21 protein-coding genes are annotated in these 24,685 nt (G+C 72.6%); 12 read left to right on the top strand and 9 right to left on the bottom strand.

The genetic code is table 11. The features are described 5' to 3' along the window. Positions 1-36: 36 nt before the first annotated feature. The 3 genes from ACZ7L1_RS14690 to ACZ7L1_RS14700 form a co-directional block, all read right to left on the bottom strand. Positions 37-1,593 (bottom strand): amino acid permease, encoded by a 1,557-nt coding sequence (locus ACZ7L1_RS14690; protein ID WP_471437239.1) that lies wholly within the window; start codon positions 1,591-1,593, stop codon positions 37-39. Between the two features lie 221 nt (positions 1,594-1,814). After that, positions 1,815-2,660: a siderophore-interacting protein gene (locus ACZ7L1_RS14695; protein ID WP_471437241.1), complete on the bottom strand. Its 846-nt coding sequence runs from the start codon at positions 2,658-2,660 to the stop codon at positions 1,815-1,817. Between the two features lie 112 nt (positions 2,661-2,772). Then, positions 2,773-3,711: a 5'-3' exonuclease gene (locus ACZ7L1_RS14700; protein ID WP_471437408.1), complete on the bottom strand. Its 939-nt coding sequence runs from the start codon at positions 3,709-3,711 to the stop codon at positions 2,773-2,775. Between the two features lie 191 nt (positions 3,712-3,902). Here ACZ7L1_RS14700 and ACZ7L1_RS14705 point away from each other — a divergent pair, with 191 nt between their 5' ends. The 4 genes from ACZ7L1_RS14705 to ACZ7L1_RS14720 all read left to right on the top strand — a co-directional run bounded on the left by ACZ7L1_RS14705 (position 3,903) and on the right by ACZ7L1_RS14720 (position 9,367). Then, entirely contained in the window at positions 3,903-4,991 is a 1,089-nt protein-coding gene (locus ACZ7L1_RS14705) for a quaternary amine ABC transporter ATP-binding protein (protein ID WP_471437243.1), read from the top strand. Further along, positions 4,984-7,599: an ABC transporter permease/substrate binding protein gene (locus tag ACZ7L1_RS14710; RefSeq protein ID WP_471437244.1), complete on the top strand. Its 2,616-nt coding sequence runs from the start codon at positions 4,984-4,986 to the stop codon at positions 7,597-7,599. Before ACZ7L1_RS14705 ends, ACZ7L1_RS14710 begins: the two co-directional genes overlap by 8 nt. 435 nt (positions 7,600-8,034) lie before the next feature. Then, positions 8,035-8,610, top strand: coding sequence for a helix-turn-helix domain-containing protein (locus ACZ7L1_RS14715; protein WP_471437245.1), 576 nt, complete (start codon positions 8,035-8,037; stop codon positions 8,608-8,610). A gap of 37 nt (positions 8,611-8,647) precedes the next feature. Beyond that, a complete protein-coding gene (locus ACZ7L1_RS14720) occupies positions 8,648-9,367 on the top strand; it encodes a helical backbone metal receptor (protein ID WP_471437247.1) in 720 nt (239 codons plus the stop codon). On the opposite strand, the gene ACZ7L1_RS14725 is transcribed toward ACZ7L1_RS14720, so the two are convergent. Then, a complete protein-coding gene (locus ACZ7L1_RS14725; protein ID WP_471437249.1) occupies positions 9,294-10,490 on the bottom strand; it encodes a TDT family transporter in 1,197 nt (398 codons plus the stop codon). The genes ACZ7L1_RS14720 and ACZ7L1_RS14725 overlap by 74 nt on opposite strands. A gap of 70 nt (positions 10,491-10,560) precedes the next feature. Here ACZ7L1_RS14725 and ACZ7L1_RS14730 point away from each other — a divergent pair, with 70 nt between their 5' ends. Continuing rightward, positions 10,561-11,496, top strand: coding sequence for a LysR family transcriptional regulator (locus ACZ7L1_RS14730; protein WP_471437251.1), 936 nt, complete (start codon positions 10,561-10,563; stop codon positions 11,494-11,496). 145 nt (positions 11,497-11,641) lie between these two features. Here ACZ7L1_RS14730 and ACZ7L1_RS14735 read toward each other — a convergent pair whose 3' ends face one another. Further along, a complete protein-coding gene (locus ACZ7L1_RS14735) occupies positions 11,642-12,334 on the bottom strand; it encodes a gamma-glutamyl-gamma-aminobutyrate hydrolase family protein (RefSeq protein ID WP_471437253.1) in 693 nt (230 codons plus the stop codon). A 54-nt stretch (positions 12,335-12,388) separates the two neighbouring features. Beyond that, the gene (locus tag ACZ7L1_RS14740; protein ID WP_471437255.1) at positions 12,389-13,135 is read right to left on the bottom strand and encodes a FadR/GntR family transcriptional regulator; all 747 of its coding nucleotides are present in this window, start codon (positions 13,133-13,135) and stop codon (positions 12,389-12,391) included. Positions 13,136-13,211: 76 nt separating this feature from the next. On the opposite strand from ACZ7L1_RS14740, the gene ACZ7L1_RS14745 reads away from it, so the two are divergent. The 3 genes from ACZ7L1_RS14745 to ACZ7L1_RS14755 are packed head-to-tail and all read left to right on the top strand — an operon-like array spanning position 13,212 to position 16,773. Beyond that, entirely contained in the window at positions 13,212-14,582 is a 1,371-nt protein-coding gene (locus tag ACZ7L1_RS14745) for a glutamine synthetase family protein (RefSeq protein ID WP_471437257.1), read from the top strand. 23 nt (positions 14,583-14,605) lie between these two features. Continuing rightward, positions 14,606-15,985 carry an aldehyde dehydrogenase family protein gene (locus ACZ7L1_RS14750; RefSeq protein ID WP_471437410.1) on the top strand — a complete coding sequence of 460 codons (1,380 nt, stop codon included), beginning with the start codon at positions 14,606-14,608 and terminating at the stop codon, positions 15,983-15,985. After that, positions 15,982-16,773, top strand: coding sequence for a 3-oxoacyl-ACP reductase (locus ACZ7L1_RS14755; protein WP_471437259.1), 792 nt, complete (start codon positions 15,982-15,984; stop codon positions 16,771-16,773). Before ACZ7L1_RS14750 ends, ACZ7L1_RS14755 begins: the two co-directional genes overlap by 4 nt. A gap of 88 nt (positions 16,774-16,861) precedes the next feature. On the opposite strand, the gene ACZ7L1_RS14760 is transcribed toward ACZ7L1_RS14755, so the two are convergent. Then, positions 16,862-18,064, bottom strand: coding sequence for an amino acid deaminase/aldolase (locus tag ACZ7L1_RS14760; RefSeq protein WP_471437261.1), 1,203 nt, complete (start codon positions 18,062-18,064; stop codon positions 16,862-16,864). A 596-nt stretch (positions 18,065-18,660) separates the two neighbouring features. On the opposite strand from ACZ7L1_RS14760, the gene ACZ7L1_RS14765 reads away from it, so the two are divergent. Both ACZ7L1_RS14765 and mycP read left to right on the top strand, forming a co-directional pair. After that, the gene (locus ACZ7L1_RS14765; protein WP_471437263.1) at positions 18,661-20,094 is read left to right on the top strand and encodes a hypothetical protein; all 1,434 of its coding nucleotides are present in this window, start codon (positions 18,661-18,663) and stop codon (positions 20,092-20,094) included. Then, positions 20,091-21,257 (top strand): type VII secretion-associated serine protease mycosin, encoded by a 1,167-nt coding sequence (gene mycP / locus ACZ7L1_RS14770; protein WP_471437265.1) that lies wholly within the window; start codon positions 20,091-20,093, stop codon positions 21,255-21,257. The genes ACZ7L1_RS14765 and mycP overlap by 4 nt, the downstream gene beginning before the upstream one ends. A 24-nt stretch (positions 21,258-21,281) precedes the next feature. On the opposite strand, the gene ACZ7L1_RS14775 is transcribed toward mycP, so the two are convergent. Continuing rightward, positions 21,282-22,232, bottom strand: coding sequence for a serine hydrolase (locus ACZ7L1_RS14775; protein ID WP_471437267.1), 951 nt, complete (start codon positions 22,230-22,232; stop codon positions 21,282-21,284). A 151-nt stretch (positions 22,233-22,383) separates the two neighbouring features. Here ACZ7L1_RS14775 and ACZ7L1_RS14780 point away from each other — a divergent pair, with 151 nt between their 5' ends. Continuing rightward, positions 22,384-23,115 (top strand): SseB family protein, encoded by a 732-nt coding sequence (locus ACZ7L1_RS14780; protein ID WP_471437269.1) that lies wholly within the window; start codon positions 22,384-22,386, stop codon positions 23,113-23,115. Between the two features lie 28 nt (positions 23,116-23,143). Here the strand turns inward: ACZ7L1_RS14780 and ACZ7L1_RS14785 are convergent, their stop codons facing one another. Next, entirely contained in the window at positions 23,144-23,539 is a 396-nt protein-coding gene (locus tag ACZ7L1_RS14785) for a DUF1844 domain-containing protein (RefSeq protein WP_471437271.1), read from the bottom strand. Between the two features lie 370 nt (positions 23,540-23,909). Here ACZ7L1_RS14785 and infC point away from each other — a divergent pair, with 370 nt between their 5' ends. Next, positions 23,910-24,557 (top strand): translation initiation factor IF-3, encoded by a 648-nt coding sequence (gene infC / locus ACZ7L1_RS14790; protein ID WP_471437411.1) that lies wholly within the window; start codon positions 23,910-23,912, stop codon positions 24,555-24,557. Positions 24,558-24,685 lie beyond the last annotated feature (128 nt).

Consider the following 24,685-nt stretch of genomic DNA (forward strand, 5'->3'; position numbering starts at 1 on the left):
CCAGCGTACGAGGCGGCCGGAGCGGGGCGCGAAAGCCTAGGCGGTCGCCTCCTGCACCGCCGCCTCCGGTACGGGGGCAGAAGCGGGGGTCTGCCTCCGGTAGACCCGGTAGGCGGCGCCGACTGCGACCGTCACCGTGAGGAACAGCAGCGTGAACCACCGGAAGTACCAGTGTCCGCCCGTGGGGTCGTACACGGCGGCTCGGGGCCAGGCCAGGTTGACGGTCATCAGGAGGCCGTAGAGGAGGGCGAGGGCGTTGACCGGGATGCCCCAGCGGCCCAGCGAGAACAGCGGGGCGCCCACCTCGTCCGTGCCGCCGGCCGGGAAGCCGCCGCGCAGGCGTCGGAGCAGCAGAGGGCCCGTCACCATCGCGTAGGCCAGGTACAGCATCACGATGCAGGTGGTGCCGATCGCCAGGAAGGCGTCCGGCGAGGCGAAGTTGAGCAGCAGGAGGGCGGCGGCGAGGACGCCGACCACCAGGGCGGGCGCGCTCGGCATGCCCGTGCGAGGGTTGACCCGTGCGAGCCGCCGCGCGAACGGCAGCCGGCCGTCGCGGGCCATCGAGAACAGCATCCGGCAGGCCGCCGTCTGGATCGCCAGCGTCGCCACCGCGATCGCCACCACCACGTCGGCGAGCAGCACCCGGCCCACCCCGTCGCCGAGGCTGCTGGTCAGGACATAGCTTAGACCGTCGGTGCCGAGCCGGCCGTCCGTCAGGCTCGGGGCGGCGAGAATGCCGCCGAGGACGATGAGCCCGCCGAGCAGGCCCGCCGCGCCGAGCGCGGTCAGGATGGTGCGCGGCGCGGTGCGGCGCGGGTTGTGGGTCTCCTCGCTCATCTCACCGGCGCTGTCGAACCCGATCATCACGTACGCCGCCGTGAACGACCCGACGAGCAGCGCCCCGAACAGCCCGCCCGAGCCGGAGCCGGTGTGGAAGGTGATGCCGGGGGAGCGCCGGGAATGGGTGAGCAGCAGCACGACGATCAGGCAGGCGCCGATGATCTCGGCGGTGACCCCGATGCGGTTGACCGCGGACATCACCCGGTTGTCGACGACGTTCACGAGCGTGGTGAGCACCAGCAGGATGACCCCGAGGACCGCCGCGTTCGCCGCGCCCGTGGGCGAGGTGGGTGACGGGTCGCCGCCCACCAGCTGGAAGCCCGACCACAACGGCGGCATCACCATCTGCAGCGCCAGCGCCGCCGCGGCGACCACGACCATCTGCCCGATGACCATGATCCAGCCGGCGAACCAGCCGAAGCCGGCGTTCGACAGGCGCGAGGACCACTGGTAAATGGCGCCGGAGATCGGATAACGGGCGGCGAGCTCGGCGAAGCACGCGGCCACCAGCACCTGGCCCGCCATCACCACCGGCCAGGTCCAGAAGAAGACGGGCCCGCCGAACGCGTACCCGAACGCGAAGAACTGGAAGACGGTCGTCAGGACGGAGATGAAGGAGAACCCGGCCGCGAAGGAGGCGTACCGGCCCAGGCTGCGGTGCAGTTCCTGGCGGTAGCCGAAGCGCGCCAGATCGGCGGCTCCCTCGGGGCCCGGAGGGTCGGGGCGGACGTCGGCGGGGGCGGTGCTCGTCATGGCGGCAACCTGCTTTCGCACTGCGCGCGAGAGTTCCTGTCGAGCGACAGAAATTGCTGTCGGGCGACCGAACGTAGGGAGCACCTGTTTCACCGGCGTCACGCCGGGGTGTCGGGGTCGGACCCAAGTCCTCACGCCCTCGCGAGAGCACCGCACGACAAGGCGGCGGCACCCCGGGCATCCCCGGAGTGCCGCCGCCCTGGGTGGCCGGCCGCGGTGCCCTATGCGGCGGACGCGCCCTCCTGCTCCGCCTCTATACGCGCGTTCCACTCCCGCTTGGACGCCTGCCAGCCGTCCTCGTTGTGCCCGAGGCGCCAGTAGCCGGAGATGGAGAGGTCCTCGCGCGCAATCCGGCGCTCGACGCGCAGCAGCCGGCGCAGTTCCTTCACGAAACCGGCCTCGCCGTGCACGAACGCGTGCACCCGGCCCTCGGGGAACTCAAGCGCCCGAACGGTCTCGATCAGCGCCTCGCCGACCGGCCGGTCCCCACGGTGCAACCAGACCACCTCCACGTCGGAGTCGATCTTCTGCTCCTCCTCGGGGCCGGTGACCTCCACGAACGCGTGCGCCCGGGCGCCGTCCGGCAACGCCTCCAGGGCCGCCGCGATCGCGGGCAGCGCGCTCTCGTCACCGGCGAGCAGATGCCAGTCGGCGCTCGCGTCCGGGGCGTAGGCGCCGCCCGGCCCCATGAACCGCACGCTCTCGCCCGGCTGCACCCGCAACGCCCACGGTCCGGCGAGCCCCTCGTCGCCGTGGATCACGAAGTCCAGGGTCAGCTCGCGGTGCTCCGGATCCCAGGCACGCACGGTGTAGGTCCGGGTCACGGGCCACTGCTCGCGCGGCAACTCCTCGCGGATGCGCTGCAGATCGAAGGGTTCCGGATAGGCGACGCCCTCGGCAGGGGGGAAGAGCAGCTTCACGTAGTGGTCGGTGCAGCCGCCCGCCGCGAAGCCGGCGAGCCCCTCACCGCCGAGCACCACCCGCTGCATGTGCGGGGTCAGCCGCTGCGTGCGGACGACCTGCGCGGTGTGGGCCCTGCGCGCCTTGCCTGCGGGGCGCTCTGCCATGACGGCCTCCCGGTTCCCTGAGTTAGGTTCACCTAAGTTAGCATCTCCTGCCAGTCAACACCTCTTTCCCGACTCTCCCCCGAGAACGGGATGACACTTCCTCCCGGAACCGTCACGCCCCGAGCGTGGTGAGCAGGCGGCGCAGTGAGCCGCCCAGACCCCAGCGGGCCTGTAGGGCGTCCAGTGCGGCCGGGTCGCGCGGCGTGCGCGGCAGCGCCGTGTCGACCTCCGGCAGCGGTACGTCCTCGGCGACCCGGACGACCGAGGGCGCGACTGCGACATACGGGCCTGCCTCGGCGAGCCGCTTGCGCTGGGCCGGTGTGAGCTTCGACGCCGGGTCGTCGACCGCGGCCATGATCCCGGCCAGGTCGCCGAACTCGGCGAGCAGCTTCGCGGCCGTCTTCTCGCCGATGCCCGCCACGCCCGGCAGCCCGTCGCTGGGATCGCCCCGCAGCAGCGCCAGGTCCGCGTAGCCCCGCCCGTCCACGCCGTACTTCTCGCGCAGTGCCGCCTCGTCGGTGAGCTGCAACGTGCCGACGCCCTTGACCGGGTACAGCACCCGCACCCCGCGCGCGTCGTCGACCAGCTGGTACAGGTCGCGGTCACCGGTGACGATGTCGACCGGACCCTTGGCGCGCGCCGTGAAGGTGCCGATCACATCGTCCGCCTCGTACCCCGCGACGCCGACGCGTGCGATGCCCAGCGCGTCCAGGACCTCCTCGATCACCGGCACCTGCGGGGTCAGCGTGTCCGGTACCTCCTCCACGTCCGGTCCCGCCTCGTGGGCCTCGGCCACGCGGTGCGCCTTGTAGGAGGGGATCAGCTCCACCCGCCAGTGCGGGCGCCAGTCCGCGTCCATGCAGGCCACCAGGCCGTCGGGGCGGTGGTCCTTCACCAGGCGGTCGATGAAGTCGAGCAGCCCGCGCACGGCGTTCACGGGCGTGCCGTCGGGGGCCTTCACGGACTCCGGCACGCCGTAGTAGGCGCGGAAGTACAGCGAGGCGGTGTCGAGGAGCATGAGCCGTCGAGTTCTCTGCGTCACGTTCCGCATCATGCCGTACGGCGCCGACAGTGCCCCGTCCGTGGGTGTGGCGTGCACATGCGTGGCAGAAGTAAACGCCTTGTGAACTGGGCCACCCCTGCGTTTGGCCTTGGCGACCGGGGGCAGGGGCGCCTCGAAGCGATGCCAGTTGCAGTTTCAACGTTTGCAGCGGCTCGGAGGCTTCGAGACGAGAGGTACCTGTGTCTTCCAGGCTTGAGACCGAGCACCTGTACAAGGTGTTCGGCAGACGACCGGATCGGGCGGTGGAACGGCTCCGGCAGGGGGCCGACCGTGAGGAACTACGCGCCGACGGGGCCACCGCGGCTGTGATCGACGCGTCCTTCACGGTGGAGCCCGGCCAGATCTTCGTCGTCATGGGCCTGTCCGGATCCGGCAAGTCCACGCTGCTGCGCATGCTCAACGGTCTGCTCGAGCCCACCGCCGGACACGTGCGCTTCGACGGTCAGGACCTCACCGCCCTCGGTCCCCGTGAGCTGCGCGAGGTCCGCGCACGGAAGATCAGCATGGTCTTCCAGCACTTCGCGCTCTTCCCGCACCGCAGCGTCCGCGAGAACGCCGCCTACGGCCTGGAAGTGCAGGGCGTGCCCCGCGCCGAGCGCCTGAAGCGCGCCGACGAGGCGCTCGCCCTGTGTGGCCTGGCCGGCTGGGAGAAGTCCTGGCCCGACGAGCTGTCGGGCGGTATGCAGCAGCGCGTGGGCCTGGCCCGGGCGCTCGCCACGGACGCCGACCTGCTGCTGATGGACGAGTCGTTCAGCGCGCTCGACCCGCTGATCCGCCGCGACATGCAGGACCAGCTGCTGCAACTGCAGCAGAAGCTGAAGAAGACCATCGTCTTCATCACCCACGACCTCAACGAGGCCATGCGCCTGGGCGACCGCATCGCCGTGATGCGGGACGGCCGCATCGTGCAGATCGGCACCGCCGAGGACATCCTGGTCCGGCCCGCCGACGACTACGTCGCCTCCTTCACCCAGGACGTCGACCGGTCCCGGGTGCTCACCGCCGGCGCGGTCATGGACACCACGGTCACCGGCGACGACCCGGGCTGCGGCTGCGAGACCGCGACCCCCGACACGCCGTTCGCCGAGCTGTGCGCGATCAGCGCCCGGCTCTCCCATCCCGTCGGCGTGGTCGACGAGGGCAACCGGCTCATCGGTGTCGTACCGCGGGAGCGGCTGGTGGGCTTCATGGGCAACGAGGCCGCCGGCCCCGCCCCCTGCGACAACCGGCGCGACGCCCACGGCGGGAAGGTGGCCGCCCGTGCCTAGGATCCCGTTCGGCGACTGGGTCAACTCCCTGGTCGACTGGCTGCTGCACCACATGGCGTGGCTGTTCGACTTCTGCAAGACCGTCTTCCTGGGCGCCTTCGACGGCATCAACGCCGTCCTGCAGGCACCCGAGCCGCTGCTGCTCGCGGGCATCTTCGCCGTGATCGCGTTCTGGCTGCGCGGCACGGCCGCCGGTGTGCTCGCCTTCGCCGGTTTCGCCTTCATCGACTCCCTTCAGCTGTGGGACGACGCGATGGTGACCCTGTCGCTCGTCCTCGTGGCGACGCTGATCGCGCTCGTCGTCTCCGTGCCCGTCGGCATCTGGGCGGCCCGCTCCAGCCGGGTCGGCGGCCTTGTGCGGCCGGTGCTCGACTTCATGCAGACGCTGCCCGCGATGATCTACCTCATCCCGGCGATCCTGTTCTTCGGCACCGGTGCCCCCGCCGGCATCGTGGCCACCCTGATCTTCGCCCTCGCGCCCGGCGTCCGCATGACCGAGCTGGGCATCCGCCAGGTCGACAGGGAGCTGGTGGAGGCCGCGGAGGCGTTCGGGACCACTCCGCGTGACACGCTGCTGCGCGTCCAGCTGCCGCTCGCCCTGCCGACCGTCATGGCCGGCGTCAACCAGGTGATCATGCTGGGTCTGTCCATGGCGGCCATCGCCGGCATGGTCGGCACCGGCGGGCTCGGCGGCGACGTCAACGAGGCCATCGGCCAGCTCGACGTGGGCCTCGGCTCCGAGGCCGGTGTCGCCATCGTCATCCTGGCGATCTACCTGGACCGTATGACCAGCGCCCTCGGCACCCAGGTCTCCCCGCTGGGCCGCCGCGCCGCCGCCCGGCTGCGCGCCGCGCACGGCCTGAAGATCTGGTCCTACCGGCCCCGGCCCGCCGTGGCCGTGATCGGCGTGGTCGTGCTCGCGCTGGTCGCCGGCGGCACGGGCGTCTTCGCGGGCGGCGGCAAGTCCGCCACCGCGGCCGACGCGCAGAACGTCGGCCAGGGCAAGAAGATCACCATCGGCTACATCCCCTGGGACGAGGGCGTCGCCTCCACGTTCCTGTGGAAGGAGGTCCTGGAGCGGCGCGGCTTCCAGGTCGACGTCAAACAGTTCGACGCCGGTCCGCTCTACACCTCGCTCGCGCAGGGCGACATCGACTTCGAGACCGACTCCTGGCTGCCCACCACGCACCAGCAGTACTGGAAGAAGTACGGCAGCCGGCTCGACGACCTGGGCTCCTGGTACGGCCCCACGTCGCTGGAGCTGACCGTGCCCTCCTATATGAAGGGCGTCGACTCGCTGGAGGACCTCAAGGGCAAGGCGGCCACCTTCGGCGGGAAGATCACCGGCATCGAGTCCAGCGCCGGCGAGATGGGCCTGCTCAAGAGCACCGTCCTCAAGAAGTACGGCCTGGACAAGGAGTACCAGGTCGTCGACAGTTCCACGCCCGCGATGCTCGCCGAGCTCAAGCGCGCCTACGAGCAGAAGAAGCCGATCGTCGTCACGCTCTGGTCGCCGCACTGGGCGTACAACGACTACGCGCTGAAGAAGCTCAAGGACCCCAGGGGCGCCTGGGGCAAGGGCGACTCGGTGCACACGCTCGCCCGCAAGGGCTTCGCCCAGGACAACCCGGTCGTCGGGACCTGGCTGAAGAACTTCAGGATGGACGAGAAGCAGCTCACCAGCCTGGAAGCCGACATCAACAAGGCCGGCAAGGGCAGGCAGCAGGACGCCGTGCAGGCCTGGCTGAAGAACAACCCGGGCGTCGTCGACAAGCTCGCCCCGGTGCAGAAGTCCGCGGCCGGCAGCCCGGCCGAGGCGAAGCGCCCGCTGAACGTCGCCTGGTTCCCCTGGGACGAGGACGTCGCCGTCACCTACCTGTGGAAGAACGTCCTTGAGCGGCGCGGCTACCGGCTCGACCTGAAGCAGATGGACGTCGGCCCCGTCTACACGGGACTGGCGGGCGGCGACCTCGACCTCAACTTCGACGCCTGGCTGCCGTACGCCCAGAAGAACTACTGGGACAAGACGAAGGACAGGCTCACGGATCTGGGCACCTGGTACCAGCCGACCTCCCTGGAGATCGCCGTGCCCTCCTACGTCAAGGACGTGAAGTCCCTGGAGGACCTCAAGGGCAAGGCGAGCACCTTCGGCGGGAAGATCATCGGCATCGAGCCCGGCACCGGGGAGATGAACCTGCTCAAGACGAAGGTGCTGCCCGGCTACGGGCTGGACAAGGAGTACCAGGTCGTCGACGGTTCCACGCCCGCGATGCTAGCCGAGCTCAAGCGCGCCTACGAGCAGAAGAAGCCGGTCGCCGTCGTCCTGTGGTCGCCGCACTGGGCGTACAGCGAGTACAAGCTCACCAAGCTCGCGGACGACAGGAAACTGTTCGGCGAGGGCAACACGATCCGCACCATCGCCTCCCGGGCGTTCCCGGACCGGTATCCGCAGCTCACCAAGTGGATCAGGAACTTCAGGATGAGCGAGGCGGAGCTGGGCAGCCTGGAGAGCGAGATCAAGAACCGCGGCCAGGGCCATGAGGAGGCCGCCGTGGCCGCGTGGGTCCAGCGGCACCCGGACATCGTGCAGCGCATGACCCCGCAGTAACCCCGCCCGTGGTGCTCCGGGAGGACACCCGGAGCACTCCCAGGACCAACGAGCCGCCCGGCGCCCTCACCGCGCCGGGCGGCTCCGTACTCCCGTACGGGCGCCGTACGAGGCTGCACGAGACGAATCCGGACGACCCCGCAACGGCCCAATTCACCGATCGTGACCGTACGGCTCTCTTCCCTGACCGGTCCGCGACGCCTCCGGCACCTCGCGCGGGCCGCCCCGCGCCTCTGGTCAGCCGTTTCCTCGCAGGTGAACGCGGCGTGCGCGGGGAGGCGGGACGGCTCGTCCAGTGGCGCGAACCCTGACCTTCACCACTCTTGTATATGGCACCGATGTGACGGGCGCATGAAACGGTTTGCCGAACATGCGTAGGGTGCAGACAACTCAGAAAAAGCAGTGGACCGACGAGCGAGGGAGGGAGCCGGAGCGATGGGCGACCACAAAGAGCAGCCCCTTCGGGTCGGCGCGGCCGTACGGCGGCGGCGCCGCGCGCTGGAGCTCACCCTCGCCGTCGTGGCCGAGCGCAGCGGCCTGTCGGTGCCCTTCCTGAGCCAGGTGGAGAACGAGCGGGCGCGTCCCAGCCGGCCCTCCCTGGAGCGGATCGCCGACGCCCTGCGGACCACCGCCGTCGACCTGCTGGCCGCGGCCGACCCGGCGTGCAGTGTGGACGTACTGCGCGCCGACGACGAAGCGGTTCCGCCGGGGCAGGCCCGGGTGCGCCCGCTGGTGCGCGGGCACCACCAACTGCACGCGATGGAGTTCATCGGGGACCACGACGAGGGACGCGAATTCCAGCACCGCAACGACGAGTTGATGTACGTCGTCGAGGGCGCCGTCGAGATGGAGGCGGAGGGCCGGGCGCACCGGCTCGGGCGGGGGGACACGCTGTACCTGAGCGGGGGAGTGCGGCACCGCTGGCGGGCGACCGTGCCGGACACCCGCGTGGTGGTGGTCGCGGTCGCGGACCACATCGAGGCGGTCGAGGACCGGCCGCGCCGACGCTGACCTGCTTGCCGCTACCGTCGGGGCCCGAGGAGGCAGGATGCGGCTCGTCTCACTGGTGCCGTCGCTGACCGAGGCCGTGGCCGTCTCCGTGCCGGGCGCACTGGTCGGCGCCACCGACTGGTGCACCCACCCGGCCGGCCTCGACGTCGTCCGGATCGGCGGCACGAAGAACCCGAAGGTCGACCGGATCGTCGGGCTCGCCCCCGACCTGGTGCTCGCCAACGAGGAGGAGAACCGCGGACCGGACCTCGCCGCCCTGCGCGAGGCGGGCCTGAACGTCCTGGTCACCGAGGTGCGGAACGTGCCGCAGGCCTTCCGCGAGCTGGAGCGGGTGGTGGCGGCGTGCGGCGCGTCGGCCCGGCCCCGCTGGCTGGACGAGGCGGAGGCGGCGTGGTCACGGCTGCCGGAGCCGGGGACCCGGAGGACCGCCGTCGTCCCTGTCTGGCGCAGACCCTGGATGGTGCTGGGCCGGGACACCTTCGCCGGGGACGTCCTGGCCCGGCTCGGCGTCGGCAACCTGTACCGCACGCACCCGGAGCGCTATCCGAAGGTGCCCCTTCAGGAGCTGCGCGACGCCGCCCCCGACCTGGTGGTGCTGCCCGACGAGCCGTACCGCTTCAGCGCCGACGACGGTCCGGAGGCGTTCGAAGGGCTGCCGTGCGCACTGCTCAGCGGGCGCCACCTCACCTGGTACGGGCCCTCGTTGACCGAGGCGCCACACGTCCTCGCCCGGGCGCTGCGAGCAGCTCGCCGCTGACGACACCCCGCGCGGTCCGGACGGCGGCCACGGCCCACGCGGCGACGAGCAGCGCGTACAGGCCGACCGCGAGACCGTCGAAGCCGGCGAGCCCCGTGCGCCGGGCCAGCGCCTCCGCGCCGGTGGCACAGGTGCCGACCGGGAAGGTGAACGCCCACCAGGTCATGGCGAAGCCCATGCCCTGCCGCAGGGCCCGCACCACCAGCGCGGCCGCGAGCGCCAGCCACAGCAGGGCGAAGCCCATGACCGGGACGCCGTACAGCACGGCGAGGACGGCGAAGCCCTCGGCGTAAGGGGCGGGTACGGCGCCGCGTGCGACATCCGCGGCGGTGCCGACGGCGGTGGCGGACTGGCCGAGCGGGCCCAGCACCAGGAACAGGGCCGGTGTCAGGGGAAGTGGCAGCGGTCCGGCGGTGATGAGCCGGGTCAGGATCGGCGGCAGGGTCACGAGCGTGGCCAGCAGGCTCGACCCGAACAGGGCGAGACAGGCGAGCAGCAGCGTCTCGCGGGGCCGGCCGGCGGGCAGGTGCGGGACCAGCAGCGGACCCTGGGTCGCGGAGACCATGGGGACGACCAGGGGCAGCAGCCACACGGGGCTTGCCTGGTCCGGCTCGATGCGGTGCCGGGCGACCATCAGATAGGGCACGGCGACGGCGGCGACGAGACCGATGACAGTGCCCGCGGTGAACAGGACGGCGTCCACGGCCACGGCGGGGCCCGGCCCCGTCCAGTCCCGGCCGACTGCCAGGGTGGCGCCGCCCACGGCGAGCAGGGCCATGGCCAGGCAGCCGTAGAAGGGCGCCATGGCGGGGTCCAGGAGATGCGCGCGGGCCTGGTCGCGGTGGTGGACCCAGTGCAGGGCGCGGGCGACGAGCAGGGCCGCGAGCAGGGCCGACGCCAGCGCCCAGACGGCCGTGCAGACGGTCCGCAGCCCCGGCACGTGCGCGGCACCGGGCAGACCGGAGCCGGCGGTCGCCACGATCGCGGTGCCCATCACGGAGGCGTACCAGTTCGGTCCGAGGTGCCGGACGGCGTGAGCACGCCGGGGGCGGGTGGGCAGGGGGAGGGCGTCTCTCACGGATCTCGGTGAGAAGGACCCTGGAGGCTGGGCTGCGGTGACCATGGATGCACGGTCCCGCCGGATAGTGGCCGGCACCAGGGATCACGCTTCTATGTGGGCATAAGCTGTGTTTATGGCTGAGGCTGTTGAGGCGGGACTTCCGGGGGCGGGTCTGGCGCACCGGGTGCCGGATCTCGGGGCACTGGAGCTGCTGCTCGCCGTGGCCCGGCTGGGCAGCCTGGGGCGGGCCGCGCGGGAGCTGGGGATCACCCAGCCGGCGGCCAGCAGCCGGATCCGGTCGATGGAGCGGCAGCTCGGGGTGGCCCTGGTGGACCGTTCGCCCCGGGGGTCCCGGCTGACGGACGCGGGGGCGCTGGTCACCGACTGGGCGCGGCGGATCGTGGAGGCGGCGGAGGCGTTCGACGCGGGGGCACAGGCGCTCCGGGGCCGGCGGGACTCACGGTTGCGGGTGGCCGCAAGCATGACGATCGCGGAGTACCTGCTGCCCGGCTGGCTGATCGCCCTGCGCGCCCAGCGGCCCGACACGGCGGTGTCGCTGCTGGCCGGGAACTCGGCGGCGGTCGCGGAACGGCTGCTCGCGGACGAGGCCGACCTGGGCTTCGTGGAGGGGCTTTCCGTGCCGACGGGCCTGGACGCGGCGGTCGTGGCCCGGGACCGGCTCATCGTGGTGACGGCGCCGGGGCACCCGTGGGCGCGCCGCCGCGGGCCGCTCACGGCCGGGGAACTGGCCTCGACGCCGCTGATCCTCCGGGAGGAGGGCTCGGGTACCCGTCAGGTCCTGGCCGCGGCCCTGGGCGGCCTTGCCCGCCCCCTGCTCGAACTGTCGTCGACCACCGCGGTGAAGGCCTCGGCGGTGAGCGGCGCGGGCCCCGCGGTCCTCAGCGAACTCGCCGTGGGCGAGGAACTCTCGGCCCGCCGCCTGGTGAGCGTGCCGGTCGACGGCGTACGCCTGGACCGCGCGCTGCGAGCGGTTTGGCGCACCGGGCACCGTCCGACGGGTCCGGGACGGGATCTGCTGGGGCTGACGCGGCACAGCGGGCAGGGCTGACCGGCACAGAGGCCGGGGCTGACGCGGGGCGAGGCCAGGGCCGACGCGGGGACGGAGCCAGGGCCGAAGCGGGGACGAAGCCAGGGCCGAAGCGGGGATGAGGCCACGGCCGACGTGGAAGATGAGCGCAAGGATGGCGCGCGGCCTAGGCGCGGGCGGACGCCGCCTCGACCAGTGCCCGCATCACCCGGACGTCCTCGCCCATCTCCGGGTGCCACTGCACACCCAGCACCCAGGCGGCACCCGGCACTTCGACCGCCTCCGGCGTGCCGTCCTCCGCGTACGCCGAGATCACCAGTCCGTCCCCGAGGCGGTCCACGGCCTGGTGGTGGTAGGTCGGGACCGACGCCGACTCCGGCGCCAACTCCCCGTAGCGCGTGCCCGGCACCGGCTTGACCGTGTGCCCGCCGAATGTGCCGACCTGGACGACGTGCCCGTCGAGATGCTGCACGAGTGTGCCGCCCAGGGCGACGTTGAGCAGCTGCATCCCGCGGCAGATGCCGAGCAGCGGCGTGCCGGACGCCAGCGCCGCCCCGATCAGCGCAAGTTCCCAGGCGTCCCGCTCGGGCGCGGGCGGCCCGGTGCGCGGGGAGCGGTCAGCGCCGTAGCGGGCCGGGTCCACGTCCGGACCACCCGCGATCACCACACCGTCCAGCCGGGCCACCGTCGCCGCCGCCTGCGCCGGATCGTCCGGCGGGAGCATCGCGGCGAGCCCGCCGGCCCGCTGCACGAGCCGCGGATAACCCGCCGGCAGCAGCGCGGCCTCCAGCTCCCAGACGCCCCAGCGTGCCCCGGCCTCCAGATACGTGCTCACGCCGATCAGCGGCCGTCCGGTCATACGGGCCTCCCAGAGCTCCAATGGCCAACGGTAATACCATTACAAGGGCGGGGCTCAGGCCAGGAAGCCCCGCAGCAGCGCCGCCGTCCCCGCGCAGTGCTCCCGCATCATCTCCCGCGCGCCGTCGGCGTCCCCGTCCAGCACCGCCTCCACCAGCGCCTCGTGCTGCCGCTGCGAGTGCTCCAGGTTGCGGACCAGCAGCGGGATGCAGTCCAGCAGGTCGTTCACCGTGGCCCGTACGGCCGCGTACTGCGCCGTCAGTGACGGTGACCCGGCGAGTTCCGCCAGTGTGAGGTGCAGCAGCGTGTCCAGGCGCCGGTACTCCGTCAGCGGCGCCTCCTGGGTGCCGGCCAGGGCCTCCCGCAGCCGTGCCGCCTGCTCGTCCGTGAGGCCGTGCGTCGCGCACAGGCCCGCCGCCCCCACCTCCAGCACCTCGCGGAAGCGCAGCACGTCCTCGATGTCGACCTTGTCGATGCGCCGGCGCAGCTCGTCCTCACCGCCCGCGTCCACCCGTGGCAGGACGAACGTGCCGCCGTAGCGCCCGCGCCGCGACTCCACCAGGCCCTGGTCCTGGAGCACCTTCAGCACCTCGCGCAGCGTCACCCGGCTGATCCCCAGCCGCTCCGCCAGCTCCCGCTCCGCGGGCAGCCGCTCGCCGCCCGGCACCAGCCCCAGGCGGACCACCTGGAGGATCTGCTCCAGCGCCTCCTCGAAGCCGTTGCCCGCCCGCACCGGCCGCAGCACCGGCGTCAACCGGTCCCGCACGCCGGCGGCGAGGCCGTCGGGTTCCGCCTGCGACATCCGGCCGTGCCCCCTTCCCAAGCAATGGTTCTCGGAAATACCTTATGACTTCCGGCGGACCCGAAGGAGACCTCCCGTGGCAGACCGCACATCCCCGCTCGGGCTCGAGGAGTTGCACGCCCTCGTCGCGGGCGGCGAGATCGACACTGTCGTCCTGGCCTTCCCCGACATGCAAGGGCGCCTCCAGGGCAAGCGGTTCGCCGCGCGATTCTTCCTCGACGAGGTGCTGGAGCACGGCACGGAGGGCTGCAACTACCTCCTCGCCGTCGACACCGAGATGAACACGGTCGACGGTTACGTCATGTCCTCCTGGGACCGCGGCTACGGCGACTTCGCCCTCCGCCCGGACCTGAGCACCCTGCGCCGGGTGCCCTGGCACGAGGGCACGGCCATGGTCATCGCCGACCTCGCCTGGAACGACGGCTCACCCGTGCTCGCCGCGCCCCGCCAGATCCTGCGCCGCCAGCTGGAACGCCTGGCCGCCCTCGGCCACACCGCCCAGGTCGGCACCGAGCTGGAGTTCATCGTCTTCAAGGACACCTACGAACAGGCCTGGGACGCGAACTACCGGGGCCTGACCCCGGCCAACCAGTACAACATCGACTACTCCGTACTCGGCACGGGTCGCATCGAGCCCCTGCTGCGCCGCATCCGCAACGAAATGGCCGGCGCCGGGATGACCGTCGAGTCCGCCAAGGGCGAGTGCAACCCCGGCCAGCACGAGATCGCCTTCCGCTACGACGACGCCCTGGTGACCTGCGACCAGCACGCCATCTACAAGACCGGAGCCAAGGAGATCGCCGCCCAGGAAGGCGTCTCGATCACCTTCATGGCGAAGTACAACGAGCGTGAGGGCAACTCCTGCCACATCCACCTCTCGCTCGCCGACGAGCACGGCCACAACGCCATGTCCGGCCAGCCCGGCGACCCCGGCGGGATGTCACAGCTCATGCGGCACTTCCTCGCCGGCCAGCTGGCCGCCCTGCGCGACTTCTCGCTGCTGTACGCGCCGAACATCAACTCCTACAAGCGCTTCCAGCCGGGATCGTTCGCCCCGACCGCGGTCGCCTGGGGGTACGACAACCGCACCTGCGCCCTGAGGGTCGTCGGACACGGACGCTCCACGCGCTTCGAGAACCGGGTCCCCGGCGGCGACGTCAACCCGCACCTCGCCGTCGCGGGGATGGTCGCGGCCGGGCTGTACGGCATCGAGCAGAAGCTGGAACTGCCCGAGCCGTGCCCCGGCAACGCCTACACCGCCGAGTACGCGCACGTGCCCACGACCCTGCGCGAGGCCGCCGAACTCTGGGAGAACAGCGCTCTCGCCAAGGCCGCCTTCGGCGACGAGGTGGTCGGGCACTACAGCAACATGGCCCGCGTCGAACTGGCCGCCTTCGACGCCGCGGTGACCGACTGGGAGCTGCGCCGCTCCTTCGAACGCATGTGAGGGGTTCTTTCGTGCCGAACGTCGTGTCGAACGAGCTCGATCTGCAGGTACTGAATCCGGCCACCGAGGAGGTCGTCGCCACCGTCCCCGTCGCCACCGCGGCCGACGTGGACGCCGCCGTCGTAACGGCCGCGCGGGCGCAGTCCCGGTGGGCGGCGCTCGCGCCCGGCGACCGGGCCCGGCTGCTGCGCCGGTTCGCCCGGGCCGTCGACGAACACCTCGAGGAGCTGGCCGAGCTGGAGGTCCGCGAGGCGGGCCACACGATCGGCAACGCCCGCTGGGAGGCCGGCAACGTCCGTGACCTGCTCGACTACGCGGCCGGCGGAGTCGAGCGCCTGACCGGGCGCCAGATCCCCGTCCCGGGCGGCCTGGACGTCACGATTCTCGAACCGCTCGGTGTCGTGGGCGTCATCGCGCCCTGGAACTTCCCGATGCCGATCGCCGCATGGGGCGCCGCCCCGGCGCTCGCGGCGGGCAACGCGGTGCTGCTCAAGCCCGCCGAGACGACCCCGCTCACCGCCCTGCGCCTGGCCGAACTGGCCCTGGAGGCGGGCCTGCCACAAGGTCTGTTCCAGGTGCTGCCCGGCCACGGCCCCGTCGCGGGTGCCGCGCTCGTCGAGCACCCGGGCGTGACGAAGATCGTCTTCACCGGGTCGACGGCCGTGGGCAAACAGGTGTTGGCGAAGGGCTCGGCCCTGCTCAAGCGCGTCACCCTCGAACTCGGCGGCAAGAGCCCCAACATCGTCTTCGCCGACGCCGACCTCGAGACCGCCGCGGCCACCGCCCCCATGTCGTTCCTCGACAACTCCGGCCAGGACTGCTGCGCGCGTACCCGTATCCTCGTCCAGCGCTCCGCCTACGACCGCTTCCTCGACCTGCTCGCCCCCGCCGTCGAGTCGGTCCTCGTCGGCGACCCGGCCGACGAGAACACCCAGATGGGCCCGCTGATCTCCAGGACACAGCTGGAGCGCGTCCGCTCGTACGTCCCCGCGGACGCCGAAGGGATCCGCGGCAAGGCACCCGAGGGGCCGGGCTTCTGGTTCCCGCCGACCGTCCTCACCGGCGTCGACCCCCGCGCGCGCGTGGCCGTCGAGGAGGTCTTCGGCCCGGTCGCCGTCGTCCTGCCCTTCGAGGACGAGGCCGACGCGATCCGGCTCGCCAACGACACGCCGTACGGGCTCTCCGGCTCCATCTGGACCCGGGACGTCGGCCGCGCGCTGCGCGTCTCCCAGGCCGTCCGCGCGGGCAACCTGTCCGTCAACTCCCACTCCAGCGTCCGCTACTGGACCCCCTTCGGCGGCTTCAAGCAGTCGGGGATCGGCCGCGAGCTCGGCCCGGACGCCCTGACCGCCTTCACCGAGACCAAGAACGTCTTCATCAGCACGGAGGGCCCCGCACAGTGACCGCTCAGATCCCTGACACCGTCTGCCGCCGCCTGGCCGGCCGTACCGCCGTCGTCACCGGTGCCGGCAGCGGCATCGGTCTCGCCAGTGCGCGCAGGCTCGCCTCCGAGGGAGCCCATGTCGTCTGCGGCGACATCGACGAGACCCGCGGCAAGGCCGCCGCCGAGGAGGTCGGCGGGCTGTTCGTGAAGGTCGACGTCACCGATCCCGAGCAGGTGGAGGCGCTGTTCGAGGCGGCCTACGACACCTACGGGTCCGTCGACGTCGCCTTCAACAACGCGGGCATCTCCCCGCCCGACGACGACTCGATTCTCGAGACCGGCCTGGAGGCCTGGAAGCGGGTCCAGGAGGTCAACCTGACCTCCGTCTACCTGTGCTGCAAGGCCGCCATCCCCTACATGCGGCGCCAGGGCAAGGGCTCCATCATCAACACGGCCTCGTTCGTGGCCCGCATGGGCGCGGCCACCTCGCAGATCTCGTACACGGCCTCCAAGGGCGGCGTCCTCGCCCTGTCCCGCGAGCTGGGCGTGCAGTTCGCGCGGGAGGGCATCCGGGTCAACGCGCTGTGCCCCGGGCCGGTCAACACCCCGCTCCTGCAGGAGCTGTTCGCCAAGGACCCCGAGCGGGCCGCGCGCCGTCTGGTGCACATCCCGGTCGGCCGGTTCGCGGAGGCGGAGGAGATCGCCGCGGCGGTCGCGTTCCTCGCCAGCGACGACTCGTCCTTCGTGAACGCCACCGACTTCCTGGTGGACGGCGGAATCGCGGGCGCGTACGTCACGCCCCTGTAGCGGGCCTCGGCCTCGTGACCGGGTCACGGCGGCATCAGGGCGACCCGAGTGGCGGCACCGGCGCCTGGCGCCGGTGCCGGTGGCAGCGTCAGAGGAAGGTGTGCCCCTCGCCGCGGTACGTCGGCACGGTCGCCGTGACCCGGTCGTCCTCGACCAGGTGGAGCGCGTCGAAACGCTCGCACAGCTCGCCCGCCTTGGCGTGCCGGAACCACACCTTGTCGCCGATGAGCAGGTCGTCGGCGGCCGAGCCCAGCAGCGGCGTCTGCACCTCGCCGGGCCCCTCCTGCGGGTCGTACTTCAGCCCCTCGGGCAGATACGGCACGGGCAGCCGGTCGGGGCCCGCGGCGCCCGACGCGGGGTAGCCGCCGCCCAGCACGGTCACCACCCCGACGCCGGGCCTGCGCACCACCGGCTGGGCGAACAGGGCGGCCGGACGGCCGTGGAACGAGGTGTAGTTGTCGAACAGCCGAGGCTGGTAGAGCCCGGACCCCGCCGCTACCTCGGTCACCGCGTCCTCGGCGGCCGTGTGCTGGACGCTGCCTGTGCCGCCTCCGTTGACGAACTCCAGGTCCGGCGCCACGGCCCGGACCGCGCGCACCACTTCCGCGCGCCGCCTGCCGAGCTCCCTGCGCGCCGTGGCCTGCATCAGCCGGATGGCCCGCGACCGCACCGGACGCCCGGCCACCGCGTCGCCGACACCGGCGACATGGCCCTCGTACGCCATGATGCCCACCAGCCGGAAACCAGGCGTGCGGACCACCGTCCGGGCCATCTCGGCGACCTGTTCGGGGGAGTGCAGCGGCGAGCGGCGCGCGCCGACGCGGACCCGGCCGCCGAGCAGCTTCAGCGAGGTGTCCAACTCCAGGCAGACACGCACCTCTTCGGTGCCGCCCCGGCGGGCGTCCTCGATGAGGCGCAGCTGGGCCGGGTCGTCGATCATCACCGAGACGGCGGCGGCGAGCTTGGGGTCGCCGGTCAGTTCGGCGAACGCCTGGCGGTCGGCCGAGGGGTAGGCCAGCAGGACGTCGTCGAAACCGGAACGGGCCAGCCACAGGGACTCGGCGAGCGTGAAGGACATGATGCCCGCGAAACCGTCCCGGGCGAGCACCCGTTCGAGCAGAGCGCGGCAGCGTACGGACTTGCTGGCGACACGGATCGGCTTGCCGCCGGCCCGGCGGAGCAGGTCGTCGACGTTCGCGTCGAACGCCTCCAGGTCCACGATGGCGACAGGGGCGTCGAGATGAGCGGTGGCCCGGTCGTAGCGGGCCCGGTCTGCGGCGCGGGCAGTCATGGACGCAGCCTGCCAGATGCGATTACCGCAGGGTAGGGGGACGATCCGGGCAGATGCCGCCGGTGACGTGGACCGGTTCCCGTTCGAGGCGGATCAACCCGTAGAGTGACGCGCACGTGGGCAAGCGGCTGCTCCGCTCGGGCGCGTACGCCTGGGATGGGCGCCCGCTCGCGCGGGTATGTCTGCCCAGGGCGGGCCGGCGTCCGCACCACGCCCACCGGCCGTCCGCCCTGGGCGGTCGAACACCCGGGACGTCCCGGGAGGTCCGGCTACAACGAAACGGGGGGTGCATGAGCACGGAAGCGCACCGCGCCTCCATCCCTCCGCGCCCCTCGACCCCGCCCCGCCCGGCCACGCCGCCGGGCGACCCCATGACTGCGCGCCGTCCGTCGACGGCACCGGACGAGCCGGCGACTCCGCCCCGCCCGGCGACGCGCTCCGACGCCTCCGTGCCTGCGCCGCGCCCGTCGACGACGACGCCGGGTGTCCGGCCCGTGGGGGCGAACGGCACTTCGGCGCCCGGAGGCGACCGATCTCGGCCGACGCAGCGCAACGGCTCCGCCGGAACGATCCCGCCCCGCCCGGAGCAGCCGCCCGTGGCGGCACCCCCGTCCGGCCCGCAGGTCCCGGCCGCACCGCGGCGAACGCCGCCGGTCCGTGCGCCCTTCCCGCCGGTCCCGTCCCGCCCCGAGCAGCCGCCCCGGAGGCAGACCGCGACCGGGTCCGGCGCGGCCGGGGCCCCGGTGCGGCCCGGTACGGACGAGTTCTTCAGCAGTTCCGGTGCGGAGGGCACCTCTCGCCGGCCGGACACGGCGGACGCCCCCGGGCACTCCGCCGCGGCCGGGCCCTCGGCCCCTTCCGGTACGGCCCGTCCCCCGGCCGGTCCCGGTGCGGTCGGTGCGTCCGCCCGGACCGGTGCCGTCGCGCGGCCGTTCAGGCTCGGCGCGGACGGGCCCCAGCGGCCCGCCGACGTCCCCCAGGGCGGACCCGGTGGTGACGGGCAACCGTCGGCGCGGCCCGCCCCCGAGTATCGCCGGCTCGCGGACGTCCAGCGCGACCCGCACGCCGACGCCCCCGGTCCGCCCCCGCCGGCGGCCACCGCACGCTTCCCCGATGCGCCCCCGGCCGTCGGCGCCGCCCCCGCCGCGGACGCCCCCGGCATCGTGGAGACCACCGCGCGGCTGCGGCCCGTCCAACCGGCGCGGCCCTTCGTGACCCTCGCGCAGCCCGACACCCGCGGTGTCGAACCCCCCAGGCCGCGGCTGCCCTTCGGCGCCCGCGTCCGCCCCCGGGTCGCCGCGTCCGCCGCCTGCCTCGTCCTCGGGCTCGGGCTGATCGGCGGTGCCGTGACCGGCAGTTGGCTCACCGGGGACGACTCACCGAACGGTGCGCGGGGTGCGTACGCCGTCGCCGGAACCCTGTGGCACAGCGTCCCCGTCGACCGGCTCTTCCCGCCCACCGTCAACGGCCCGGGCGCGGGCCCCGGCGGCGCCGACCGCACCTGGACCCGTATCGCCGTCGCCCCCGACAGCGGCTGCGCGGACGCCTTCGACCCGCTCCTGCGCAAGGCCCTGGCCCCCGTCGGCTGCCTGCGCCTGCTGCGCGCCACCTACACCGATGCGACCCGCAGTCAGGTCACCACCGTCGGACTGCTGTTCACACGGGCCGACGCCGCCGCCATGGGCGCCCTCGCCAGCCGCTTCAAGGACGAGGGCCTGGACCGTCGCACCGACCTCATGCCCCGCCCGTACGCGGCCGAGGGGACCGTCGCGGCGGGCTTCGGCGACGCCCAGCGCGCGTCCTGGACGATATCCGTCCTCACGGACGCCCCCGTCGTCGTCTACGCCGTCTCCGGCTTCGCCGACGGCCGCACCGTCACCGAACCCGAGCCGGCCGAGAACGCCGTGAAGACCGGCGCCACCACGGCCCCCGCACAGGCGGGGCTCGGCAATGACGCGGCCGGCCTCGCCGACCGTGTCGAGGCGGCCCTGCGCAAGACCTTCACCTCGGCCACGGAGAAGCCCTCATGAGGGCCCGTACGACCGGCGCGCGCCTGCTCACCCTCCTCCTCACCGCCGCCCTCTGCGTGCTGCCCGCCACCGCCGCCCACGCCGACGGCATCCGGGCCCAGGAGTGGGCCCTCGACGCCCTGCACATCCAGCAGGCCTGGCAGACGACCAAGGGCAAGGGCATCACCGTCGCCGTCCTCGACACCGGCGTCGACGACACCCACCCCGACCTGGCGGGCAACGTCCTCCCCGCCAAGGACCTGGTCGGCTTCGGCGCCCGGCGCGGCGACCGCCCCTGGGCCCGGCACGGCACCGCCATGGCGGGCATCATCGCCGGGCACGGCCACGGCATCGGCGACACCGACGGCGTCATCGGCGTCGCCCCCGAGGCGAAGATCCTCCCCGTCCGCGTCATCCTCGAGGACGGCGACCCGGCCCGTGCGAAGGCCCGCAACACCCGCGGCAACGCCCTCGCCGAAGGCATCCGCTGGGCCGCCGACCACGGCGCCGACGTCATCAACCTCTCCCTCGGTGACGACTCCGACTCCGCGCACCCCGAAGCGGCCGAGGACGAGGCGATCCAGTACGCGCTGAAGAAGGGCACGGTCGTCGTCGCCTCGGCCGGCAACGGCGGCGAGCTCGGCGACCACACCTCGTACCCGGCGGCCTACCCGGGCGTCATCGCCGCCACCGCCGTCGACAGCGACGGCACCCGCGCCTCCTTCTCCACCCGCCGCTGGTACGCCACGGTCAGCGCCCCCGGCGTCGACGTCGTCATCGCCGACCCGGACCGCAAGTACTACGAGGGATGGGGCACGAGCGCGGCGTCCGCCTTCGTCTCGGGCGCCGTGGCGCTCATCAAGGCCGCCCATCCGGGACTCGGCCCGGCCCAGATCAAGCAACTCCTGGAGAAGACCGCCCGCAACGTCCCCACCGGCGGCCGGGACGACTCCCGCGGCTTCGGCTTCATCGACCCCGCGGCAGCCATCAAGGCGGCGGCCGGCCTCAGACCGGACAACCTGCGCCCGGCGGCGTACGGCAAGGAATACTTCGGCTCCGGCCCGGACGCGGCCGCCGCCGCCTCGGACTCCCCGGGCTGGGCGAGCTCCCTGGCGGGCGCCCTGGGCGTGGCACTGCTGGTGGCTTCGGTACTGCTGTGGAGGAGCCGCGCAAGCGCCCCGTAGGCGCCCCGCGGTGCTACGGCGCTCTCACCCGAACGCGGCCACGGCCGCTCGCGCCGCGGCCTCCACCACGGAAATCCCCTGCTCCTTCGTCGAGTTCCCGTCGGACAGCGCCGCCACCAGGTAGTCGCGTCCGTCGGCCGTGACCCGTCCGATGCTGTTGACGTCCCACAGCCCGGTCGTGCTCCGCGCCAGCCATCCGTTCTTGAGCGCCCACGCGGAGCCGTCCGCCGCTGCGGAAACCCCCCACCGCTGATCCTCGGCGATGTCGCCCATGAGCCCCCGCAGATAGGACCGCGAGGCCTCGCTCAGCTGAGAGTCGTCCCCGAACACCTGCCGGAGGAGGGTCAGCTGATCCGCCGCAGTGGTCTGCGTGAGCCCCCACAGCGTGCCGTCACCGCCGACCGTGTCCGTCAGACCGAAGCGTTTGTTCGCGCTGTCCAGGCCGTCGGCGCGCCCGATCGCGTTCCACAGCGCCGAGGCGGACGCGTTGTCGCTGGTCTCGATCATCGCGGTGGCGTACGCCTTCTCCTGCGCGGTCAGGTGCCGGCCGGCGTCCTGCGCCCGGAGCAGCAGCCCCGCCAGGATGTCCACCTTCACGATGCTCGCCGTGTCGAAGGTGCCGTCGCCGTACGCGGCGCTCTCCCCGGAGTCCATCGAGAGGACCGCCACGGCCACGTCCGCCGCGTCCTCCACGGCCACCGACGTCATCGCCCGCTTGAGCAGCGCCTCCCGGACCACCGAGGGTTCCGCGGCAGGTTCCACCGATGCCTCCCGGCTCGACGAGGCCGACGCCGAGGGCGTCACCGACGCCACCGACGATACGGCGCCCGCGTCGGCGTGTGCCCGCTCCCTCAGGTACACCGTCCCCGTCGCCGTACCGCCGGCCGCGACGGCTGCTGCCAGCGCCGTACAGAAGAACGACCGGCGCCTACAGGCGCGGGCGTGGCGGCGACGGTGGGTTCTTCGGGACTCCATGGCCGCCGATGGTCTTCACCCGTGCTGTGCGCGCCGTGGGACGGGCGTGAGAGGTGCGTCAGGAGGCGCTGAGAAATCGGTGAGAGCGGTGACCGCCGTGACTCAGGGGCGCCACGACCCCGGCGAAGACCCCCCGATAGGGTCGGTGACCGTGGCGAACAAGAACATTCCCGACTCCGGCTTCTCCGATGACGACGGTTCGGCCGACCCCCGGCTGAGCGCGGCGCTCGCCGCCTGGGCCGAGGACCGCACCGCCGTGGGGCCCGTCCTCGAGGCGCTGAAAAGCGCACGGCTCCTCGTCCCCGTTGTCGCGATCCTCGGCGAGGTGGAGGAGGACGAGAAGGGGCTGCGCCGCGAGAAGACCAGCGAGATGGCCGTACCGACCCTTAAGGCCGGTGGCCGCACCGCCCTGCCCGCCTTCACCTCCACACACGCGCTGGCCCGCTGGGACCCCGAGGCCCGCCCGGTCGCCGTCCCGCTGCACCAGGCCTTGCAGGCCGCCGCGCACGAGAAGGCCGACACGATCGTGCTGGACCTGTCCGGGCCGGTGCCGTTCGAACTGACGGGCCCCGCGCTGCTGGCCCTCGCCGAGGGCCGTACGACGACCGACCCGCTCGCCGACCCGGCCGTCACCGGCGCCGTACGGGCCGCCGTGGCCGCCGAGCCCGCCGTGCGGCGCGCCTACCTCGGCCCGGGCCGGGCGGACGGCATCCTCGCGCTCGTCCTGGACCCGGCGGCGAGCCCGGGCGAGGCCGCGCGCGCCGTGGCCGAGCGGATGGCCGCCGACGACACACTGAGGGCCCGCCTGGTGCGCGGCCTCGACCTGGCAGTCCTGCCGGCCGGAGCGACGCCTCCGGGCGAGCCCCTGTTCGTGCGTTCGTGAACGATCTCCGTATGGTCGCGGGTTCGCCCTAGCCGTAGATCGGCCCGGTGTACTTCTCGCCCGGGCCCTGGCCCGGCTCGTCCGGGACGACCGACGCCTCGCGGAACGCCAACTGCAGCGACTTCAGGCCGTCGCGCAGCGGCGCAGCGTGGAAGGAGCTGATCTCCGTCGCGCTCGCGTCGAGCAGCCCGGCGAGGGCGTGCACCAGCTTGCGGGCCTCGTCCAGGTCCTTGTACTTGTCGCCCTCCTCGGTGAGACCGAGCTTTACGGCGGCGGCGCTCATCAGGTTGACGGCGACCGTCACGATCACCTCGACCGCGGGCACCTCCGCGATGTCGCGGGTCATGGCGTCGAAGTCGGGCTGCGCGGCGGAATCCGGGTGTTCCGTGGGGGCCTCGGATTCCGAGGGGGAGGTGTCACTCATGCACCACACGATAGGTGCCGGACGTGCGTTCGCCTGAATTAGCCCTGGCCGACCGAAGCTGCTAGCCTTGACTGACGACCGGCCGGACACTTGGTTGCCCGGCCCACAAGTGGAGGCTCCGATCTCCCACCTGGCTGCCCCTAGGGGCGGCGGGTCACCGGTCAGGCGGCCACCACCGTTCCGTACGGACGGTGGAGTCGCCCGAAAGCGCGCCCCGCGGTCCACCGCGGCGGTGCTCCGGAAAGCTCGGAGTCCCGCCTGTGTCCCGTCCGGGGCATTTTTCATGCGCCGTGATGGTTGGTCCTTATGTCAACCCAGACATATACGCGGCCGTCCGCCAGGCGGCCGTAGGTGCTACCGAGGAGGATCCATCAGCGCCGAGCCCCGCATCAACGACCGGATTCGCGTTCCCGAGGTGCGACTTGTCGGTCCCAGTGGCGAGCAGGTCGGCATCGTGCCGCTTGCCAAGGCACTGGAGCTTGCGCAGGAGTACGACCTGGACCTGGTCGAGGTCGCGGCGAACGCCCGTCCGCCCGTGTGCAAGCTCATGGACTACGGGAAGTTCAAGTACGAGTCGGCCATGAAGGCCCGTGAGGCGCGCAAGAACCAGGCGCACACGGTCATCAAGGAGATGAAGCTCCGGCCGAAGATCGACCCGCACGACTATGACACCAAGAAGGGTCACGTCGTCCGGTTCCTCAAGCAGGGCGACAAGGTCAAGATCACGATCATGTTCCGTGGCCGCGAGCAGTCCCGCCCCGAGCTGGGCTACCGACTGCTGCAGCGCCTCGCGGAGGACGTCCAGGACCTCGGTTTCGTGGAGTCGAACCCGAAGCAGGACGGCCGCAACATGATCATGGTTCTCGGTCCGCACAAGAAGAAGACCGAGGCGATGGCCGAGGCCCGTCAGGCGCAGGAGGCCCGCAAGGCCGAAGCGAAGGCCCACCCCGGCCGCTCGCAGAATGCCGCCGACGCCGAGACCGCCGAGGCACCGGCCGAGGCTTCCGCCGAGGCCTGATCCCGGGGCGTGAGCCCCGGGGGAGCCGGACGCACGGACGTACGACCGCCGCAGGGCGGACGTGCGGACCCCGGAAAGCCCGGGACGCCAGTCCCAGGATGTAACCGATACAAGAGCGACGCTTCATC

The organism is Streptomyces sp. NPDC107546, assembly GCF_055639175.1.

Excerpts from the sequence above, each read along its gene's own strand:
- ACZ7L1_RS14690 (WP_471437239.1), bottom strand. The coding sequence starts at position 1,593 with ATGACGAGCACCGCCCCCGCCGACGTCCGCCCCGACCCTCCGGGCCCC.
- ACZ7L1_RS14695 (WP_471437241.1), bottom strand. The coding sequence starts at position 2,660 with ATGGCAGAGCGCCCCGCAGGCAAGGCGCGCAGGGCCCACACCGCGCAG.
- ACZ7L1_RS14700 (WP_471437408.1), bottom strand. The coding sequence starts at position 3,711 with ATGCGGAACGTGACGCAGAGAACTCGACGGCTCATGCTCCTCGACACC.
- ACZ7L1_RS14715 (WP_471437245.1), top strand. The coding sequence starts at position 8,035 with ATGGGCGACCACAAAGAGCAGCCCCTTCGGGTCGGCGCGGCCGTACGG.
- ACZ7L1_RS14720 (WP_471437247.1), top strand. The coding sequence starts at position 8,648 with ATGCGGCTCGTCTCACTGGTGCCGTCGCTGACCGAGGCCGTGGCCGTC.
- ACZ7L1_RS14725 (WP_471437249.1), bottom strand. The coding sequence starts at position 10,490 with ATGGTCACCGCAGCCCAGCCTCCAGGGTCCTTCTCACCGAGATCCGTG.
- ACZ7L1_RS14730 (WP_471437251.1), top strand. The coding sequence starts at position 10,561 with ATGGCTGAGGCTGTTGAGGCGGGACTTCCGGGGGCGGGTCTGGCGCAC.
- ACZ7L1_RS14735 (WP_471437253.1), bottom strand. The coding sequence starts at position 12,334 with ATGACCGGACGGCCGCTGATCGGCGTGAGCACGTATCTGGAGGCCGGG.
- ACZ7L1_RS14740 (WP_471437255.1), bottom strand. The coding sequence starts at position 13,135 with ATGTCGCAGGCGGAACCCGACGGCCTCGCCGCCGGCGTGCGGGACCGG.
- ACZ7L1_RS14760 (WP_471437261.1), bottom strand. The coding sequence starts at position 18,064 with ATGACTGCCCGCGCCGCAGACCGGGCCCGCTACGACCGGGCCACCGCT.
- mycP (WP_471437265.1), top strand. The coding sequence starts at position 20,091 with ATGAGGGCCCGTACGACCGGCGCGCGCCTGCTCACCCTCCTCCTCACC.
- ACZ7L1_RS14775 (WP_471437267.1), bottom strand. The coding sequence starts at position 22,232 with ATGGAGTCCCGAAGAACCCACCGTCGCCGCCACGCCCGCGCCTGTAGG.
- ACZ7L1_RS14785 (WP_471437271.1), bottom strand. The coding sequence starts at position 23,539 with ATGAGTGACACCTCCCCCTCGGAATCCGAGGCCCCCACGGAACACCCG.